Below are 19,699 nucleotides of genomic sequence, written 5' to 3'. Positions count from 1 at the left end.
GTAAGTGGACTTACTATAATCGGTGCAACGATTGTTGCGGAATGTTATATGACTGTTGGGATGGAGTTGTTAAAACGCTGGGGGGGCTTTGTTGGGGTTACCGTACTGGTTTGCTTATGTTTTGCAACCAGTTCTTTGCCGACACCGCTGTACCCTATATACGAACGAGCCTGGCAAATTCCGCCCAGCTCCTTAAGTTACATTTTTACGTCCTATATGGTGGCCGTTTTCGCCACCCTGCTTTGTTTTGGACGGGTGTCGGATACTTTCGGGCGCTTTAAAGTCATTGTGGCGTCGGTATTAATGCTGATGTTGGGGCTGGGGCTGTCCATGGTGGCGCAAGGGGTGGGAACCTTAATTCTAGCCCGCGCCATTATTGGCTTTGGCAATGGAATCCTTGCTACAGCGGCTGCCCTGGCGATGGGTGAAGCGCATCCGCAGCAAGACCGCCGCAAAGCGGCTGTCGTTACTTCCAGTGCCATTACGGTTAGCTTTGGAGCGGGGCCGGTGATTGGCGGGGTCATTGCCCAATGGAATGTCTACCCACTGGTATTGCCCTATGTATTTATTTTGGTCTTCGCCGTACTGACTTTACTGTTAATTATTGCTTCTCGACATCAGTTGCAGGGGCCGGCCGGTGCTCGGGCACCTTTGTCCATTGTGCCCAAAATGGCGCTGCCGGTTGTAGGTAATCGGCCGCCATTCCTCTTGGGCTGTGCCGGTGGGTTCTTTACTTTTGGTGTCGGCTGCCTGTTTGCATCGCTTGTGCCTTCGGTCTTGCCTGAGCTGAATTTGCCGTGGCAGGGGCCGATTGTGGTGGGCGTGGCGTTTATTTTCATGGCCATTGCGTCTACGTTGGTTCAAATCACGCAAACACAACTACCTCCTTTTAAAGGTTTGACGTTCGGCATGAGTGCGTTTGGTCTAAGTGTCGTGTTTCTTGCTGTCGGGATGTACACCCATAGCGTCGTGGTTCTTATTGTCGCCATGATTTGTTTCGGCATCGGTCAGGGGTTCGGCTTTCTCTATGCTTCAATGATCGCCGGTCTGCATGCCGATGAGCACCGTCGGGCGGCCAATATGTCCACTTTTTTCCTGTCGGCTTATACCGGTGCGACGGTGCCCATTATTGGTGTGGGAATATTGGCCGATCATGTAGGTCTGAGCACCGCTATTTATACGTTTTGTTTTATCACGACTGCCGTTCTGGGCTGTTTATCAGCGTACTCTGCCTGGATGCATCGTCATCGGAAGATTGCATAGCATAGAACTTCCGTTTTTCTTCGTACATTAAATGATCCGCTTCTCGAAGCGCATCTTCCAGGCGTTCGCCTTCTTCGCAAATCGACCAGCCTGCGGCTAGCTGAAGGAACGGGCCGTTGTAGAACTGGTTGTTCAGGTCGGTGAGTTTTTTCAGGTTGGCCAGCAGGTTTGTACGGGCTTCATCGGTTGCGCCGGGCATGAAAACCGCGAACTCGTCGCCCCCTATGCGCATGGTGGTGACCCCTTTGCTGTTCAATTGGCCCAGAATTTCGCCTGCGCGCCGAAGCAGGTCGTCGCCGGCTGCGTGGCCCAGGGTGTCGTTAATGGTTTTCAGGTTATTAATATCGATAATGATAACCGTGACAGGGAACGGGCCTTTGCGATCCAGGCGGCTGATTTCATCAACATAGAATGAACGGTTCTTTAGTTTTGTCAGCACATCGTGTTTGCCCAGATACTCCAGATAGGCTTCGGCTTTCTTGCGTGCGGTAATGTCAGTCAGGGCCAGAAGCACCAAATCCCAATGCTTTTCATGGCCGTTGAACACTGAAAACTGCAGATGGATATTAAGCGGGTTGCCGTCCAGCCCGTAATTCAGCACCTCCCGCTGCATGAACAGCTTACCGTCCCACAGGTCGATAAGTTGTTCGCGAAAATGGTCCCGCATGTCGTCGCGGAACACTTCGGGCAGCCGGGTGAGCAGGTCTTGTTTGTTTTTGGCTTTAAACATGTCAATGGTGTATTGATTGACATCCAGCACTTTGATTTCCGACATGCATTGCTCGACGAAGTCGGGGTGAACGTCGGTAAACGTTCTAAAGTCGGTAATTCCGCGTTCACGCACCTCTTCCAGCAAGATCTTGATGCGATGAAAATCCTCAACCCACAGTGAAACGGGGGCATATTCGAAAATGCCCCGTGCATATTGTTCGCTTGCCAACACACGTCGGTGGGCATTTTCAAGCTCTGTAATGTTGTCGAGTGACACCAGCACACGATCCCAGCGCTTTTTATGATCCGGCAAAATAACGGCACGGATCAGAACATCGAGCCTTTCGCCGTTTAATGTGTAATTGACACTTTTGCTCTCGAAGCGATCGCTGCCCGCCCAGAGCTGCTCCAGCTCTTCAATGTGTGCCTCCAGCATGTCATCACGCAATACCTCACTCAGCCGAGAGGAAAGCTCGTCGAACGAGGCGGCATTAAACATATCGAGCGTTTTGCGATTGACATGTAATACCTTGATGCACGCAGAACATTGGGCAACACGCGTTGCATCTTCTGCCAAATAGTCGCGTAAATCGGTGATACCTTGCGAACGCCAATTTTCAAACAGCTCGTAGAGCTGGCTATAGTCTTCAAGCCATAAAGAGTTCGGCATGATTTCGAAGAACTCGGGCAGGCTGGTGCCCCATGTTTCTGGTTGGCTGTCTGAGAGATTGCCCAGTTGCATAGAGTGAAGTCCGGTGAATTGGGTGAAAACGCATGCTGAAGCTGTAATGGTGATGCTGATTTTAATGAATTTGCGTGAGCTGCGCGCTCACAGTATTGAAAATATAAAATTTATAATTTTATGAAGGCCTAAAAGAAAAGCCCCTTCAGTTCAGAAGGGGCTTAGAGAGCGTTTTACAACAATTTGAGTGCGTTGGTTTTTTTTATCCAACTGTTGATATATTGCTTAAACGCCTGGGTCTTTGAACATTTCCACGACGTCGAATTCAACGTTATAACGTTCTCCGTTATCCAGTTTCTTGGCTTCACGAATGTAGATGTTCTGAACGATGTCGCGTGTTTCAGGATCGATACGGATCGGGCCACGAGGGCTTTCCCATTCCATTCCTTTCATAGCGGCCAGAAGTTCGTCGCCCGTTGCATCTGGACCGGCTTTCTTCAACGCTTCGTAAATGAGGTGCATGCCGTCGTAGGCCCCTACACCCATGAAGCTGGCGCGCATCCCGTCGTTGGCCTCGGCGAACGCTTTTACAAATTCCTTGTTTGTTTCGGAATCGTGAGCGGCAGAGTAATGGTGGGAAGTGATAATACCCAGCACTTCGTCGCCCATGGAAGGCATCAAGTCGTCTTCCACCATGTCGCCGGTACCGATCAGATTGATACCTTCTGCAGCAAGATTACGTTCCTTGAACTGCTTCAATACAGCGGTACCTTGGCCCGAGGGAACGAACACGAAAAGTGCATCGGGTTTCAAGTCGCGAACGCGCTGAAGGAACGCCGAAAAGTCGGGGTTTGCCATGGGGCTGCGGATGCTTTCCAGCACTTTCCCGCCTTTTTCCGTAAAGGTTTTCACGAAGACTTTTTCAGCGTCGTGACCTGGGCCGTAGTCGGCTACCAGCGTAACAGCGGTATCGATTTTGACGTCTTTGTTGTCACGTGCCCAGGCTGCGATAGGCGCAGTTGTTTGCGGCAGTGTCATGGAGGTACGCACGATGTAGGGCGACTTCTGAACAATTGATGAGGTGCCGGCTGCCGTGACCACCATGGGAACTTTAGCCTGGGTGGCAATGGGTGCAGCGGCAAATGCCAGCGGTGTGAGGCCAAAGCCGGCCAGCACATTTACCTTGTCCTGAACAACCAGTTCTTGAGCGATACGCTTCGTTGTTTCAGGTTGAACGCCGCCGTCGTCTTTAATGATGAGTTCGATTTTGCGCCCTGCCACTTCGTCACCATGTTGTTGCATGTAAAGCTTGGCGCCGGCAACAGCTTGTTTACCGGTGGAGGCAAAAGGCCCCGTCATGGGGATAATGAACCCGATTTTGAACGGTTCGGCCGCGTGAGCAACGGCAGCAGAAGCAAAGCACGCCGCTGCAAGCGCAATTTTGGCGAATTTTCTCATTAGTCGTCTCCTGAGAATTTTGGTTATGAGTCTAATACCGTTAAGGCATGCCCACCTAAAGCAAAAAGGGTTCCAAGCAGGCAATAACTGTTCAGAACCCTGTCAGATTAAGTGTGCTGAATGTTACGGTTATTGATTGTTGCTCATTTGTTCCTGGCTTGCAAGTAGGTCAAGTGCTACGTCGACAATCATGTCTTCCTGGCCGCCCACCATTTTGCGTCGGCCCAGTTCAACCAGGATATCCACCGTTTTCAGGTTGTATTTGGCGGCAGCTGCTTCCGCATGGCGCAGGAAGCTGGAATAAACCCCGGCGTACCCGAGCGCAAGCGTTTCGCGGTCGACCCGAACCGGGCGGTCTTGCAGCGGCCGCACCAGGTCGTCGGCCGCGTCCATAAGCTTGTAAAGGTCGCAACCGTGATTCCAGCCCAGCCGTTCGGCTGCGGCAATGAAGACCTCCAACGGCGCATTGCCCGCACCGGCACCCATACCCGCCAGGCTGGCGTCGATGCGATCACAACCTTCTTCCACCGCTACGATGGAATTCGCCACACCCAGGCTAAGGTTGTGGTGGGCGTGAATACCGGTTTCGGTTTCGGGCTTTAGAACGTCTTTCAGCGCACGGAAACGGTCGCGCACGTCGTTCATGGTGAGCGCACCGCCTGAGTCGACCACATAAATGCAACTGGCGCCGTAGCTTTCCATAAGCTTGGCTTGCTCGGCCAACCGGGCCGGTTGAATCATGTGGCTCATCATCAGGAAGCCCACTGCGTCCATACCCAGTTCATTGGCATAGTCGATATGTTGACGGGACACATCGGCTTCCGTGCAATGTGTGGCAACACGGACTACGCGTGCGCCTGCATCGTAGGCGCGGCGCAGGTCGTGCATGGTGCCGATACCCGGCAGCAGCAGGGTGGCAATTTTGGTGTTGGTAACCGATTCGGCGGCCGCCGTAATCCATTCCACATCGCTGTGTGCCCCAAAGCCGTAGTTGAAGCTGGAGCCTTCCAGGCCGTCGCCGTGCGCCACTTCAATGCTGTACACCCCGGCTTCATCAAGTGCCTTGGCAATGGCGCGAACGTTATCGACACTGTATTGATGCCGAATCGCATGGCTGCCGTCACGCAGGGTTACGTCGGAGATATAGAGTTTCTTTTGCGTATCCATTACACCACTTCCTTTTGTGTTCTTGACATGCCTGCCTCAAGGCGACGGCGCGCCATCATGTCGCCGCAAGCCAGCGCGGCGGAAGTCATGATATCGAGGTTGCCGGCATAGGCGGGCAGATAATGTGCCGCCCCTTCCACTTCCAGGTAGACGGCAATTTTCAGACCGTGGCGTGGGCCGATGCCCGGTACGTTCATGGGGGCCGATTCATCGATGACGTCGAACTGCACTTTCTGCTTCAGGCGATAGCCCGGTACGTACGACTGCACCTTGGCTACCATTCTTTCGATGCTTTCTTCCACTTTTTTCTGGTCGGCGGGCTCCGACAGGACGAACACGGTGTCGCGCATAATCAGCGGCGGTTCGGCCGGGTTCAGAATAATAATGGCCTTGCCCCGTTCGGCACCGCCCAGTTTTTCGATGGCGTCGCGCGTGGTTTCGGTAAACTCATCGATGTTGGCACGGGTACCCGGCCCGGCCGATTTGCTGGAAATCGAGGCGACGATTTCCGCATAGTGCACTTTGGCCACTTGCGACACGGCTCCCACAATGGGAATGGTGGCCTGGCCACCGCACGTGACCATGTTCATGTTGGTGGCGTTCTCCGCTTCCAGGTTCAACGCAGGAATAACGAACGGGCCAATGGCGGCCGGGGTTAGGTCGATAACCTGCACACCGTGTTTTTGCAGTACCTCGTTATGATGTGCGTGGGCGCCAGCCGATGTGGCGTCGAACACCACATCGATTTCCTTGAAAACATCCATTTTCACCAGGCCGTCGATGCCTTCTGCGGTCGTGGCTACACCCATGCGCTCAGCGCGGGCCAGGCCGTCGGATTTGGGGTCGATCCCTACCATGGCACCCATTTCAAGGGTTTTGCTGTTGCGCATGACTTTGATCATGAGGTCGGTGCCGATATTGCCTGAACCAATAATGGCGGCTTTTACTTTCTGTGTCATTGTGTGCTCCTGCAGGAGTCATAAAAACGAGTCAAGGGCCGGTGCGGCGTTGTGTCGCTCCGGCAAGGGTGGGGTGCATTAGTCTTTGGCGTGGAACCCGCACTCACCTAATCCTTCCATTTGAACCGAAACGTATTGCCCCGGCTTGATCCATTCTGCCGGTGTTGCGCCGCCCGCCATAACGATCCAGCCGGCTTGCAGCGGTTCTCCCGCTTGCGCCGAAACCCGCGCAGCGGCGACCAGCGACCTTAACGGGTTGCCCAGCAGCGCGGCGGTTGAACCTACTTGAACGGTTTTGCCATTCATACTTAAGGTTAGACCCAGGTTGCTGAAATCAGTTCTGGGGTCGTGCCAGGCACCGATGACAAAACTGCTGGAGGAGGCGTTGTCGGCAATCACTTCGGGTAACGTGAATTTGAAATCTTTGTAGCGCGAGTCAATAATTTCAATGGCCGGTGCAATCGCCTCGACTGCCGCCATGGCTTCCGGCCCGGTGACGTCGCCTGCCAGGGGGCGCTTAAGCAAAAAGGCCAGTTCAGGCTCCGCGCGTGGGTGTACATAGCCCTTCAATTCAATGCTGCCGCCTTCCTCTACTTGCATGGCGTCGGTTAAACGGCCCCAAATAACATCGGAAAGGCCCATTTGGATCATTTTCGCGCGGCTGGTGAAGCCCATTTTTACACCCACACGACGCTGGCCTCGGCTAAGGCGACGGTCGATCGAGGCTTTCTGGATGGCGTAGGCGTCTTCCAGCGAGAGCTTGTTTTCGGTGTCGAACTGGGGCACTTCGTTGCCCAGTCGCGCGGCTTCGTCTAGAAGTTCTGCGTATTCAGCTATGGACTTCATTTGTCTTCCTTCGTAGTGTCTGGCTCAAAAACTGCCCGGACATTACCCAGGCCATTAATTCTGGCTTCAAAAATTTCGCCCGGATTGACTGGGGCCATGGGGCCTAGCGCGCCGGATAAAACAAGTTCGCCTGCCTGCAGCGGCGTGCCCAGCCGGGAAAGCGTTCGGGCGAGCCATACAACCGCATTAATTGGATTGCCCAGGCAGGCGGCGCCGGCGCCGACTGATACCGGTTCGCCGTTTTTCATCATGGCCATGCCGCACAGACGCACGTCGAATTCGCTCAGTTGGCGTGGAGTGGTGCCCAGTACGTAAGTTGACGAAGAAGCATTGTCGGCAATAGTGTCGGTAATGCGAATGTCCCAATTGGCAATGCGGCTGCCTACAATTTCAATGGCGGGCAAGGCGTAATCGATGGCTTGCATGACATCAACTTGTGTCGGGTTGGGCATGTCGAGATCTTTCTTCAGCACGAAAGCAATTTCTGCTTCGACTTTGGGCTGCATCAATGCTGAAAAAGGAATCGGTTCGCCGTCGCCGTAACCCATATCGTCGAACAGCATGCCGAAGTCGGGTTGGTCGACCCCCAGTTGCTTTTGAACGGCGGGTGAGGTGAGGCCGATTTTGCAGCCAATGCGGCGCCGCCCTTGTTTAAGCCGGTGTTCGGTATTGATTTGCTGAATGGCGTAAGCCGATTCAATGGTGAGTTCCGGGTAGTCGTTGCGCAAGGCGCCAATGGCTTGGCCGGTTTCGGCAGCCTGGCGCAATGCGGCAGCGGCGGTTTTAATTTGATCAGGCGTCATCCAAGAGTCCTTTCAGATAAACGTAAATAGATAAAAAATAGTTTAATCGGGTACGCGGTCAAGTACGACCCGGTCGGGTCGAGGCGCATTGGTTTTTTCCGTAATAGGCGGTTTGGGTAATTTTGCCTCACCCGGCTCAATGACAAATTCGCATTGCAGTGAATACCACGTGCCGGTGATATCGGCGCTGGGGGCGTTCCCATTGTGTTTGACGTATTCTCCAAGAAGTGCCTGGGTTACGCCGAACTGGGCGTCGGTCTCGATATTGGGGTCATCGCTTGAGTAAACTTGCGAAAACTGGGTTTTATAGCCTTCTTTAAACACCATAAAGTGAATATGTGCGGGGCGCATGTTGTGGCGCCCTTGCGCTTTAAGCAGTTCACCCACCGGCCCCGAGACAGGAACGGGGTAGCCGGCTGGTTTCACACTGCGAAAAGCAATATAACCATTTTCGTCGGTTGTAAATTGGCCGCGCAGATTCATTTCCGCTTGTTCGGGGTCCTGGTTTTCGTAGAAACCATCGGCAGAGGTGTGCCAGACGTCGACTTTGGCACCGCGAACCGGCTTTCCGCTCTTGTCTTTCACCCAGGCCTCCACGAAAATGGGGTCGCCCGGCGTAGGCGAGCGCACAATGGAGCCGCCGTTTTCCGTGGCCGGCGAGTTGAGTCGCCAGAACGGGCCCATTAAATTGGCGGTTGTTTCGGTTTGCCCGTTACTGCCGTTGTTCAACAGACAAACCAGCGACGACAAGCCTAGCGAGCCACATGCCAGCACCACTTCGTTGTGCGACGGCGTCGTAAGCTGCCCCAAGCGCGCAATGTACTGGCACATTTGGTGAAACTCAGCTTCGGTCAGTTGTGCGTCGCGGGCAAAATCATGCAAGTGTTGAACCGCGGACGACATGATTTCCCTGAAACGCGGGTTGGGCGCACGGGAAATTTCCGCTAATACGGCTTGGGTAACGTCGTTTTGGTCTTTAATAATCATGGCGCGCGGGGAACAGCGTATAAATGTCAAGTAGGCCAACTTCTAATATTCGCATTGAATGCGTCATATCGTCCAATACTAAATTATCAAAATTCGATACCGTTTCGGTATGATGGAGCTGTTGTGAATACCATGAGGGTGGCGGTATGGACCTAAAGCAGATGCGCTACTTTTTAATGTTGGCGCAGGAGCAAAACTTCGGGCGGGCGGCAGCCAAACTACATATTACGCAGCCGCCTCTTACCCGGCATATCAAGGCCTTGGAAGACGACCTTGGCGTCACGCTTTTTACGCGCACGCCCAAAGGCGCCGAACTCACCGAAGCCGGTCGGGCGTTGCTTGAAGAGGTGCCGAATGTATTGGCGTTGAGCCGTCGTGCCGAAGAGCGGGCGCAATTGGCGGAACAGGGTTATATCGGGCGTCTTGATGTCGCGTTTTTTAGCTCAGGCGTGTTGAACGCGATTCCGCGGATTCTAAGCGAGTTTCGCCAACGTCGGCCCAAGGTTAAAGTGGCGCTGTACAACATGACGAAAGCCCAACAGTTGGAGGCGTTGCGTGACCGACGCATTACCATCGGGTTTAATCGCCTGGTGCCCGACGAAGACGACCTTGCGGTAGAGATTGTCTTGCGCGAACCCTTTTTGGTGGGCTTGTACAAGGGGCACCCTTTATGCGATCGGGCCTATATTACATTGGCCGATCTCGATAACGAGCCCTTGGTGGTCTATCCGAATGCACCGATGCACGGGTTGGGCGAAGAGATTGCTGCCGCGTTTCGAGCTGAGGGTTTGAAATTCAAGGTAGAGCAGGCAACCGATGACATCGTGACGTGTATTGCTATGGTGGCAAGCGGTTTTGGGGTATGTATTACAACGCAGTCGGCTCAAACCCTGAATTTGCCTAACGTGGTGTACAGGCCGTTGCGTTCAAACACGCTGAAAGACATCGAGCTAAGCTGCATGTATCGGCGTGATGACACTTCGCCGATTTTGCATGCGTTTCTGACGCTGGTTCGGCAGTTCAATTACGAGTGATTGAACTGCCGGTCTCCGACCTAGAACCTGATGCGCAAGTTGACGGAGCCTGCGTTGTCAGACGTGCCGTCGCCGAATTGGCCGTTATACGCCAAACCCAGGGTGCTGTAACGCCCCAGATCGACCTCGGCCCCTAACTCCATGACCAGGGCATTGCGTGCCAGCGCGGTGCCTTCAACGGTGTATGTTGCCGTGGGTGCTGCAACGAACTGCATACGGCGTGTCGGTGTCAGGTCGCCGGCGGCATAGCGCCATCCGATTCCAGCGCGCAAGCGCGCTTCTTTTTTGGCAATGGATACATGAGTCAAACCACGAAGGCCAAGCGTCAGGGTTCCCACGTTATCGGTGCGGCTTTCGGCCGTCAGTGCCGCAGCGCCGCCCGATTCGGTAAAGCCGCGCGTTTTTAACGATGACCATGCCACGGATGCGTAGGGCTCAAGCATGCCCGCCGGGCTAACCTGAAACGCGTAACCGAGTTCAGCAAACATTTGCCGGCCATAACCGTGGTAATTGGTCGTAAGCGTTTGCGCTCCGCCTGTGCTAACCGTGCGCTGTGCATCAAGATTGTGACGCGAAAGGCTCGCCCCCAATAGCAGATTCAGCCTGCTGTTCCCGTTGCGCCAGCTTTTGCCGGAATATAGGGATACGGCGTAATTGTCGGCGTCGGTACTTGTTTGGCGCGCGTCGGTTTCCACTCGACCATCGCTGTAACCCAGTGCAAGGCCTGCGCGCCAGTCCGATCCAATTGAAAAATCGCCGCCCAAGGTAAACCCATGATTACGGTAGCGGGTGTCAGCGGCGCCGTTGCGCCCGTTCATCGATTGCCATTGGTTGTCGAAAGTGACCCATAGCGGGTAGGTGGAAGACGAGGCGGCAAGATCCAGCGCCCCGCCTATCCGCTCAGATAACCGGTTGGTTCTTTGATAAGCGGCTTGCAATAGGGCGCTTTGCACACTGGCATGGCCCTCTCCGGAAAGTGAGTCAGCAATGCCCCCGATCGAGGTTTGTGTTGAATTCAGCAAATCGTCAAAAATCGCGCTCATGGCAGCCGGCGGACTGCTTGAGAGTGTGTCTAACGCATTGGCGACCGAAATCTGGTTGGACGTTGTCAGGTAGCGTGAAAACGCAACGCCATTGCGTTGGACATCCAAAATGGCGCCGCTGTTGTTAATGCGTAAGCTGGGTGAAAGAAACACGAGGTCGGTATCAATATCTGCGAAGGTTCCACTGACCGTTCCGCCGTTAACGGCCAGGAAGTTGTAGTCGACGCCTTGCCGGAAGGGTCCGCCTGCAAGTGCCAGCGTGCCATCCAGTTGAACGTTGCCTGTAACTTGCAGAACATCGGTGGCGTTGTTTTCATTCACTTCGATTTCCAGGCGTGAGCCTGGGTAGGCTGTGTAGTCACCAAATACATTCAACGTGCCAATAGAGTTACCCGGCGCCACCACCCCATAGTTTTGGACGTCTTGAATCGTGCCGGTGCCGCCCAGTGTGCCGCCTGATCGAACGGTGGTGGTTGAGGTTTGGACACCGTTCATGATGACCTTGCCGCCAACAATATCCGTGCCGCCCTGGTAGCTGTTGGTTCCGGTAAGGGTTATCGAGCCCTGACCAAGCTTGATGAGTTTGCCGTTGCCGCCAATATCGTTTGAGAAAGTCGCGTTGTATCCCAGCGTGTCGACGGCGAAATCATCGGTAAAGGCGCCTGGGCCTTTTACGGCTTTGCCGACATTCAGCGCGCCCCAACCGTAGGTGCTGTCGACCCCCGTGACGCCAATATCAGTTGCCGTAGTCAAAAGCGTTTGTTGCAAATGGTAGGCCTTGAAGAATGGGAATGCCTCCTTTACCAAAGCAGCGGCACCCGCAACATGAGGTGCCGCCATCGACGTGCCCGACATGCGCACGTAGCCACCGCCGGTTTTGGTTGAATAGATGCCGCGTGTTTCGTCCCAATCGCCGCCGGGGGCGGAAATACACCACTGTGCAGCGACGCCGCACAGGTTCGAATAGCCCGCCAGTTGGCCATCTTCCCCAAGTGCTGCAACAGCAACCCAATTGTCTTCAAATTCGTCGAAGTAATGGGGCAGGCCTGCCAGCATATCCGGGCTGGGTTGTTGTTCGTTGCCGGTGGAGATCACCATCAGGGTGTCGCCGCGGGTTAATGCGCGCAGACCCTCAAGGGATCGGGGATACCGTTCTTCGATATTCTCGGCGTTACCGTAGTCCAGGATATTGCATGGTTCCGCCAGTGAGCCGCTGTCACCCGGGTCGCAGCCGTTGTAACCAAGGCTGGCGTTCAGTATGGGTAAGTTAAATGTGGCCGCCCGATTCCATCCGCGCGCAAAAGCAATATCTTCTTGCTCGTAGCTTTCTTCCGTTTCTTCTTCTCCGTCGTCATCACTGCGGATCATGACGATTTGCGAATTAAATGCAACGCCGTGCATGCCGATACCGTTGCGGTTGGCGGCAATAATGCCGGACACATGGGTACCGTGCCCTTCCAGATCAATGCCCCAGTCTTGCGTAATCGCCCTGTTGTTGTAGATGTCCCAGCCACCGCCGATACGCCCCTGGAATTCCGGATGTAGGCTGAATATGCCTGAGTCCATGACGCCCACGCGAACCCCTTGGCCGGTGAACCCTTGTTGGTAGGCCTGTGCGGCGTTGATCATGGCCAGGCCGTACTGTTGCCGATATTCCGGCGTGTCGAAGTTCTCCGCGCCTGCTGATAGGGAGATGAGGGTGAGTAGCGCTGCAAATGTCGTGGGTATGCGCCGCTTATTGGTATTTTTCATTGTCTCGTTATTTCTTCTTGTATAGTGTCGCCTGATCAGAATAAGCACAAGAGACACGGTTTACTGATGAAATTGCCTGGATTACAAAGCGACGTTGCGCGTTCTGTTGCCATTTTGGCCTTGGGTACCTTTGCTGTGGGTACCGACGCATTTATTCTTTCTGCGTTTTTGCCCGAGATGGCCGCGGAGCTGGGTGTCAGCGTCGCCCATGCAGGATATGCCGTAACGGTTTTTGCTGCAAGTTATGCGGTTCTGTCTCCGATATTGGCAACATTAACTGTGCGATTTGAGCGACGGAAATTACTTATTAGCGCCATTGTTGCGCTTGTTTTAACTGATATTGCAGCGGCTTTGGCGCCGAGTTTTGAAATGTTGCTGGTCAGCCGCATTTTTGCGGCCGCAGCGGCTGCATCCTTCACGCCCAACGCTGCCGCTATGGCTGCCTCTTTGGCGCCGCTTGAGTCACGAGGGCGCGCTTTGTCGGTCGTGGTGGGGGGTATGACCATCGCAACGGCGATTGGCGTGCCGTTGGGGAATTTGGCCAGCAATGCGCTTTCCTGGCGGGGTGCTTTATCTATGGTGGCGGCGGTTGGTGTACTGGCGGCCATTGGTATCTTCTTTCGTTTGCCGCCGATGCCGGGTGGGGCCGCCGTACCGTTAAAAAGACGCCTCGCATTATTGAAAGATCGCAAAATAATGCTTATTTTGCCGGTAACGGTTTTGGGCGTGGCCGCGTGTTATGTCCCCTATGCGTTTGTGCTGGTTGTTTTGGACGATTTGGGCATCAGTGCATCGCACATGTCGATTATGTTGCTTTTGTACGGCATTGGCGCGGTGGTTGGAAATATTGTATGTGGCGCGGCCGTTGATCGCTGGGATCCGCGTACCGTTTTGCTTTGGGCGTTTGCTTTCATGGCACTGGGGTTCGCCTTGATGTTGCTCATTGGAAATTCAACCGGCGTGGCGCTCTACTTCATGGTGGGCTTTCTTATGGTGCTTTGGGGGGGGACCAGTTGGTGTCAGGCGCCCCCGCAACAAGCCCGCTTGATCGATGTTGCACCGAGTCACGGGCCAATGGTTGTATCACTGAATTCTTCAGCCATTTACGTGGGGATTGCCTTGGGCACGACGTTGGGTAGCGCCACAATTGATATCAGCACCACGGCGAATCTTGTCGCCGCTCTGTTTATGTCGGTGCTGGTTTGGCTGTGCGTTAAGTTTTTGCGCCCGTGAAAACAGGATAAGCGCCGTCGGTGATGTCGGCGCTTATCTTTACCCTGTGTTTCGTAAACCTGCTGCAACGCCATTGATGGTCATGTGTAATGACCGTTGCGCGCTGCTCTCTACACTGTTTTTGTTGCCGCGCTGGCGCGTGGCACGGTGCCGCTTCAATAGGGCGACCTGAAGGTGGTTCAGTGGATCGATGTAAGCAAAGCGTTCGGCCAGCGCATCCCGCAAAATGGGGTCTTCCGCCAATAGTTGTCGTTGACATACCTGGGTGAATAAAGTGCATGTCAACTCAAATTCCTTTTTAATCCGGCTATAAATGCGTGTGCGCAATTCAGGGTCATTCACCAGCCCGGCGTATTCGTGAGCGATACCCATGTCGACTTTGGCCAACACTTGTTCCATGTTCGACATCAGGGCCCGGAAGAACGGCCATTCCTTTGCCATTTTTTGAAGCTGCTTCAAGCGTGCTGATTGGGTGCGAGGGCTGTGTTTGCAGCCCTCTTCCAGATAATGGTTAAGCGCGGTTCCCACGCCATACCAACCTGGCAGCATCACGCGGCATTGCGCCCAGGCGAAACTCCAGGGTATAGCGCGCAGATCTTCAATACGTTGAGATGCCTTACGCGATGCAGGTCGTGAACCGATGTTCAGGCCGGCAATTTCACCTACGGGTGTGGAAGCAAAGAAATAATCCTGGAAGCCAGGCGTGCGATAGACCAGTTCGCGATACGTGGTTTGCGCATGCTCGGAGAGCATGGCTACCACGTAGCCCAGTTGGTCCATGTGTGGGTCTTCGTCGTCTTGGTTCAAGGCTTGATTCAGTAAACTGGCTTCGAGGCTCGCGGCAACAAAGTTCTCCATGTGCCAGCGGCCCACGTGTGCGTCTTTGTATTTGCCCTGAATAACCTCTCCTTGTTCGGTAAGCCGAATTTGGCCGTTCACGGTACCCGGGGGTTGAGCCAGGATAGCGTCGTAAGTTGAGCCGCCGCCGCGACCCACCGACCCACCGCGCCCGTGAAACAGGCGTAAACGAACGCCGTGCTCTTTAAACAGCGATAGCAGTTTGCGCTCGGTTAAGTACAAGGTCCAGTTAGAGGTCAGGTAGCCGCCGTCTTTATTGCTGTCGGAGTATCCCAGCATGACTTCCTGCACGCCGCGATGCGTGTGTTTGATACGGGCGGCAATGTGGGGCAATGACAGCCAGCCCGACATGATTTCCGGTGCGCGCTCAAGGTCGGGGATGGTTTCAAACAACGGAACAATCATCAAACCGTTTTCTATGTGTTGTTGCTGTTTGCCGCTTCTTGATGGTTTGACTTGCCCGGGTGGCACCAGCCCTGCTTCTTTCTGCAAAACCAAAACCTCCAGCAAGTCACTGAGCGTTTCAGTGTGGGAAATAATGGCTTGTTGGATTGCGGGCTTGCCGAATTTTTTCCGGCATTGCGCGGCCATCTGGAGTACGCCCAGTTCTTTAGTGGTTTCGTCGGAATAGCTTAACCAGGGAGAGGTCAATGGGCGAACTTCGTTGAGTTCGTGCAACAAAAGCGCCGTTTTTTCGTCTTCCGACAGTTCGGTGTAATGCACAGGGTTGCCGCGCCAGGACACTTTTGCACGACTGAATAATTCATCAAGAACGCGTTCGTGGACATCGGAGCTTTGACGCAAGTCGACACTGGCCAGGTGGAACCCGAAAATCCGGCTCGCCTGTATCAGTTCGGCCAATCGCAGGTGAGCAATAACGGCGCCATGGTGTTGCTCAAGTGATTTGGCCAATACCGACAGGTCGTTGCCGAACGTTTCGGCATCTTCATAGGGTGCTGCGCAATAGGTTGGGCGTTGTGCCAGGGGTTGGCCGACAAGTGTTTCGGCGGTTGCAGCCAGGCGAGCATAGATGTGAATGAGTGCACGGCGGTATGGTTCGTCGGCGCGATGGTCGGATGTGTCCCGGCTTTGATGGGCCAGGTTGAGCAGTGGTTTGCTGGCAGGCCCCAGGGAAGCGGAGAGCGAAAGCGCTTTGCCCAGTTCATGAACCTCATTCAGATAGTGCCGCAAAATAACCGTGCACTGCTTTGTGAGTGCTTGTTCCAGTGTGAAGGCGTCCACATTCGGGTTGCCGTCCCGATCGCCGCCAATCCAGCTTCCCATCGTTAAAAAGGGCGGCAGTGGCTGGTTGTTAACGTGAAACGGGTTATCGGACGGGTTCAGGGTTTGGCGAATATCTTTGTAAAGCGAGGGAATGACGGAAAGAAATGTGCGGTTGTAATAGCCTAATGCGTTATCAATTTCATCGACAACGGTGAGTTTTTGCCAACGAAGCATGCGTGTTTGCCAGAGCGTGGCAACCAGGCCCGTTAATTTTGCAATGAGCCCGTGGTATTCGGCCGGCGTGGCGTTTGCATTAAGGTGCGCCAGGCATTGCGCTATTTCCTGATGCAGGTCAAGAGTACTTTTGCGCTGTACTTCCGTGGGATGCGCCGTCAGGACGGGGGTGAAGCAGCTTTGTTGCAAAAATTTTTCAATTTGCTCGTGCGAAATGCCTTGTTGGGCAAGTTTGGCAAACACCGCCGTCAGGCTGCCTTTTGCCGTTTCGGCCTGTTTCAGTTGCTGTGTTCGGCGATATCGATTCGTATCGCGATCTTCGGCAATATTGGACAATTGTAGAAAGTAGCCGAAAGCGCGGGCGACCGACGCCGACTCTTTCAGCGAAATATTCCTGATGATTTCCGCCAGCGCATTATTGTTGTGGGCAGGGTCATCGCGCCGCAGTTGAACTGCCGTGCGTCGCAGCGTTTCGACCAGCAGAAAAATCGACTCGCCTTCATATTCACGAATAACATGCCCTAATGTGCGACCTAATTGCCTGATGTCGTCACGCAAAAAGGATGAGTTGGTTGTAGGCGTAGTCTCGGAATAAGGTGAAGGTCTCATGGCAATGATAATATCCGTTCAATTATTTCAGGGCAAAACTTCAGCAATGCCGAAAAAATGCTAAGAGGGATGGATGCTGTCACTTTCTATTGAACAGTCTTTGTTGGCGTGCTGCCTGGTATTGGTTGTTGGGCGGCTGCTTACGAACAAAGTTGGGGTGCTGTCACGCTACAGTATTCCAGATCCCATTGTCGGGGGTTTGCTGTTTGCCATTGTCGCATTTTTCATCACCGACTGGAGCGGGTTTCAGCTTGCGCTTGACACCAGTATCAAGCCAACACTTCTGCTTCTGTTTTTCAGTTGTATCGGCTTAACCGCGAACTTGAAACTGTTGGCTGCCGGGGGGCCGCGTCTTGCCGCGTTTTTGCTTGCGCTGGTGCCATTCTTGATTTTGCAGAACGTCATAGGCCTGGGCATAGCCTGGTTGCTTGATATGCACCCCCTCATGGGATTAATAGGGGGCACGATCACGCTGGTTGGTGGGCATGGCACCGGTGCAGCCTATGCGACGCGATTTGCCGAAGTGAACAATATTCAGGATGTGATGGTGCTGGCCATGACGGCAGCAACATTTGGCCTGGTGTTGGGCGGTGTGATTGGCGGGCCGGTGGCTGAGCGTCTCATACGAAAGCATGCCTTGAAAGCGAAAGGCGGCCCGGTGTCGGCAGGGGGCGCGGTTCAAGTTAATGAAGAATCCTCAAAAGAAGGCGCCGCCGTTGATTATGTGGCGGTCATTACCTCGCTTGGCGCGGCATTGGTGTGCGTTGTTTTTGGAACCATGATTGCAAAATGGGTGGAGCATGCGCCTGTGAGTTTGCCGAATTTTCTTTGGTGTCTTGCTATTGGCGTGGTTATTCGGAATATCGGGCCAAAACTCGGAGTCCGGCTTCACGATCGTGTGACGGAAATTATTGGGTCATTTTCGCTTGCCGTTTTTCTGGGGCTCACGATGATGACACTTGATTTGGCGAGCGTTAGCCGCCTGGCCGGACCCTTGCTGATTATTCTGGCGGCACAAGCCTTATTTGCTGCGGTTTATGCAAGCTGGGTGGTGTTTCGGTTACTTAAAAAGGATTACGAGGCGGCGGTTATGTCGGCCGCTTTCTGCGGCTTTTCGATGGGTGCAACGGCGACGGCTATTGCCAATATGCAGGCACTCACCCGGCGTCACGGTGCGGCTCCTGAGTCGTTTATCGTCGTACCGGTTACAGGTGCATTCTTGGTCGATATTATCAACGTGATTGTGCTCACCTCAATGATCGCGTTGCCGTTTGTGGGGGGCTTCTAGATGCCAGGGGCCATGCTTAAACGCTTAAGCTTTGTTCTATTGTTATTTTTGCTGGCTGCCTGCAGCCGCCAGCCCGACGATGCCGCGCTGCGTTCGGACTTGCAAACAGAACTCACGCAAACTTATGGTGATGATCTGTTCAAAATTGTTGACTTGCAGCGTAAAGGGTCGGCACAAGATAGCACCGAGCCGGCAGGGCAGACGCGGCGGGTCATTTATTACGATATTGCGCTACAGGTTGAGCGTGAAGTTGAGCTTGGCGGATGGGATCAGCCCGGCGTCGCCTCTTTAGTGACATTATTGGGTGCAGGGTCCAGAGGTGTCGTCGGCGTGAAGTCGGGTGGCAACGAGGCCGGCGATGTTATCGAAGCTCACGGCAGCGCCATTTATCGCAAAGACGGTGGAAATTGGGTATTTGTAACGCCGCCTGGGCTGACTTCGGCAACCGTACCAAATTATGAGTCAGGTGTTTCTCAACCCGTTGCCCGACAGCTGCTGGGTACCTTGAACGAAATTACGCAATCGGTGGTGAATACAGGCTCTACCGCGGCGCAGCGTGTGTTGCAACAGGAGTTGCAGCGCTCGGTTGCCCGAATCGATGGCCGGTTAACCCGCATGCAGCAAGGCTACCCATTGGCCAGTGGGCCGGAGCAGGGGGAGTATGCGGCATTCGCTCGCGCGCTGGGGCAAATCGGTCGTGAGCATGGTGTAAGAATTGCGGCGCTGACGACCGGTGGCAGTGTCGATAATATTCGTCTGTTGCGTTCCGGCGATGCCGTTTTGGCGATTGCCCAGGCCGACACTGCGCGTCTTGCCTACGAGGCCGAAGGGCCGTTCGAGTCGCAGGGGCAGTTTGCGCAAATTCGCGCGTTGGGCAGCTTGTACCCTGAGATGGTTCATATCGTGGTGCGCGACGACGCAGGTCTGAATCAAGTATCAGACTTGAAAGGGAAAAAGGTGGCGTTGGGGCCGCCCGGCTCGGCGATTCGAACCACCCTAACCGCCGTTCTGGATGCCCACGGCTTAAAGGCGGGTGTTGATTATGAAGTGAGTGAATTGCCTTTTGCCGCGTCGCTGCCTGTGTTGAACCGCGGAGGTATCGACGCAACCGTTCATATTATTGGTGTTCCCGCCAACGTATTGCGTGATGCGTTGGCCGAAGCTGCATTGAAGCTGTTGCCGTTGGAGCGTGATGCGATTCAGGAAATTGTGAAGGCGAATCCGGTTTTAATGCCCTTGAATATTACGTCGGGAACGTATCCTGGGCAGCGAGAAACGACCACAACCGTTGGCATGGCGGCACTGTTGCTGTCGACCGATGAGTTGACGCGAGACGAGGCCAAACGAATTACCGAAGTACTGTATGAAAGTAGTAACGACTTACTTGAAAAAGGTTCCGCGCAGGGAGCTCAGGTGTCGATTCAGAACGCCCGACGAGGGCTATCCGTTCCTTTGCACCTTGGCGCTCAAGAGGCTTTACTTGGACTGGAAAGCATTCAAAAGCATCGTGTTGCCGAAAAGCAGGCACCCTGAGCTTGTTCAAAAGTT

The 19,699-nt window shown here is 54.2% G+C and carries 14 protein-coding genes; 5 read left to right on the top strand and 9 right to left on the bottom strand.

Annotated elements, in window-relative coordinates:
• The first annotated feature begins 48 nt into the window (after positions 1–48).
• A complete protein-coding gene (locus G9Q38_RS15025; protein WP_166132230.1) occupies positions 49–1,263 on the top strand; it encodes an MFS transporter in 1,215 nt (404 codons plus the stop codon).
• Here G9Q38_RS15025 and G9Q38_RS15020 read toward each other — a convergent pair.
• The 7 genes from G9Q38_RS15020 to G9Q38_RS14990 all read right to left on the bottom strand — a co-directional run bounded on the left by G9Q38_RS15020 (position 1,193) and on the right by G9Q38_RS14990 (position 8,876).
• On the bottom strand, positions 1,193–2,716 hold the full coding sequence (locus G9Q38_RS15020) for a sensor domain-containing diguanylate cyclase (protein ID WP_166132229.1): 1,524 nt from the start codon (positions 2,714–2,716) through the stop codon (positions 1,193–1,195). The genes G9Q38_RS15025 and G9Q38_RS15020 overlap by 71 nt on opposite strands.
• A 225-nt stretch (positions 2,717–2,941) precedes the next feature.
• On the bottom strand, positions 2,942–4,114 hold the full coding sequence (locus G9Q38_RS15015) for an ABC transporter substrate-binding protein (protein ID WP_166132228.1): 1,173 nt from the start codon (positions 4,112–4,114) through the stop codon (positions 2,942–2,944).
• A 129-nt stretch (positions 4,115–4,243) separates the two neighbouring features.
• Positions 4,244–5,281 (bottom strand): 4-hydroxy-2-oxovalerate aldolase, encoded by a 1,038-nt coding sequence (dmpG, locus tag G9Q38_RS15010; RefSeq protein ID WP_166132227.1) that lies wholly within the window; start codon positions 5,279–5,281, stop codon positions 4,244–4,246.
• On the bottom strand, positions 5,281–6,240 hold the full coding sequence (locus G9Q38_RS15005; RefSeq protein ID WP_166132226.1) for an acetaldehyde dehydrogenase (acetylating): 960 nt from the start codon (positions 6,238–6,240) through the stop codon (positions 5,281–5,283). Before G9Q38_RS15005 ends, dmpG begins: the two co-directional genes overlap by 1 nt.
• Before the next feature lie 78 nt (positions 6,241–6,318).
• Positions 6,319–7,086 (bottom strand): 2-keto-4-pentenoate hydratase, encoded by a 768-nt coding sequence (locus G9Q38_RS15000; protein ID WP_166132225.1) that lies wholly within the window; start codon positions 7,084–7,086, stop codon positions 6,319–6,321.
• On the bottom strand, positions 7,083–7,889 hold the full coding sequence (gene mhpD, locus G9Q38_RS14995) for a 2-keto-4-pentenoate hydratase (protein ID WP_119516483.1): 807 nt from the start codon (positions 7,887–7,889) through the stop codon (positions 7,083–7,085). The genes G9Q38_RS15000 and mhpD overlap by 4 nt, the downstream gene beginning before the upstream one ends.
• 42 nt (positions 7,890–7,931) lie before the next feature.
• On the bottom strand, positions 7,932–8,876 hold the full coding sequence (locus tag G9Q38_RS14990) for a dioxygenase family protein (protein ID WP_166132224.1): 945 nt from the start codon (positions 8,874–8,876) through the stop codon (positions 7,932–7,934).
• 146 nt (positions 8,877–9,022) lie between these two features.
• On the opposite strand from G9Q38_RS14990, the gene G9Q38_RS14985 reads away from it, so the two are divergent.
• Positions 9,023–9,910 carry a LysR family transcriptional regulator gene (locus G9Q38_RS14985; RefSeq protein WP_166132223.1) on the top strand — a complete coding sequence of 296 codons (888 nt, stop codon included), beginning with the start codon at positions 9,023–9,025 and terminating at the stop codon, positions 9,908–9,910.
• A 20-nt stretch (positions 9,911–9,930) separates the two neighbouring features.
• Here the strand turns inward: G9Q38_RS14985 and G9Q38_RS14980 are convergent, their stop codons facing one another.
• Complete coding sequence (locus G9Q38_RS14980; RefSeq protein ID WP_166132222.1) at positions 9,931–12,705, bottom strand: autotransporter domain-containing protein; 2,775 nt, start codon at positions 12,703–12,705, stop codon at positions 9,931–9,933.
• 66 nt (positions 12,706–12,771) lie between these two features.
• Between G9Q38_RS14980 and G9Q38_RS14975 the strand changes: the two genes are divergently transcribed.
• Positions 12,772–13,938 carry an MFS transporter gene (locus G9Q38_RS14975; RefSeq protein WP_166132221.1) on the top strand — a complete coding sequence of 389 codons (1,167 nt, stop codon included), beginning with the start codon at positions 12,772–12,774 and terminating at the stop codon, positions 13,936–13,938.
• Positions 13,939–13,977: 39 nt separating this feature from the next.
• On the opposite strand, the gene ppc is transcribed toward G9Q38_RS14975, so the two are convergent.
• Positions 13,978–16,863 (bottom strand): phosphoenolpyruvate carboxylase, encoded by a 2,886-nt coding sequence (gene ppc / locus G9Q38_RS14970; RefSeq protein ID WP_166132220.1) that lies wholly within the window; start codon positions 16,861–16,863, stop codon positions 13,978–13,980.
• Positions 16,864–16,936: 73 nt separating this feature from the next.
• Between ppc and gltS the strand changes: the two genes are divergently transcribed.
• Positions 16,937–18,151: a sodium/glutamate symporter gene (gene gltS / locus G9Q38_RS14965; RefSeq protein WP_166132219.1), complete on the top strand. Its 1,215-nt coding sequence runs from the start codon at positions 16,937–16,939 to the stop codon at positions 18,149–18,151.
• Positions 18,152–18,163: 12 nt separating this feature from the next.
• Positions 18,164–19,684, top strand: a complete 1,521-nt coding sequence (locus G9Q38_RS14960) for a TAXI family TRAP transporter solute-binding subunit (protein WP_166132218.1) — start codon at positions 18,164–18,166, stop codon at positions 19,682–19,684.
• Positions 19,685–19,699: the final 15 nt, after the last annotated feature.

This window comes from Pusillimonas sp. DMV24BSW_D (genome assembly GCF_011388195.1).
GTDB classification, from domain to species: Bacteria; Pseudomonadota; Gammaproteobacteria; order Burkholderiales; family Burkholderiaceae_B; genus Neopusillimonas; species Neopusillimonas aestuarii.
The sequence above is the reverse complement of the archived record's forward strand: the minus strand, read 5'-3'. Positions and strand labels throughout refer to the sequence as shown.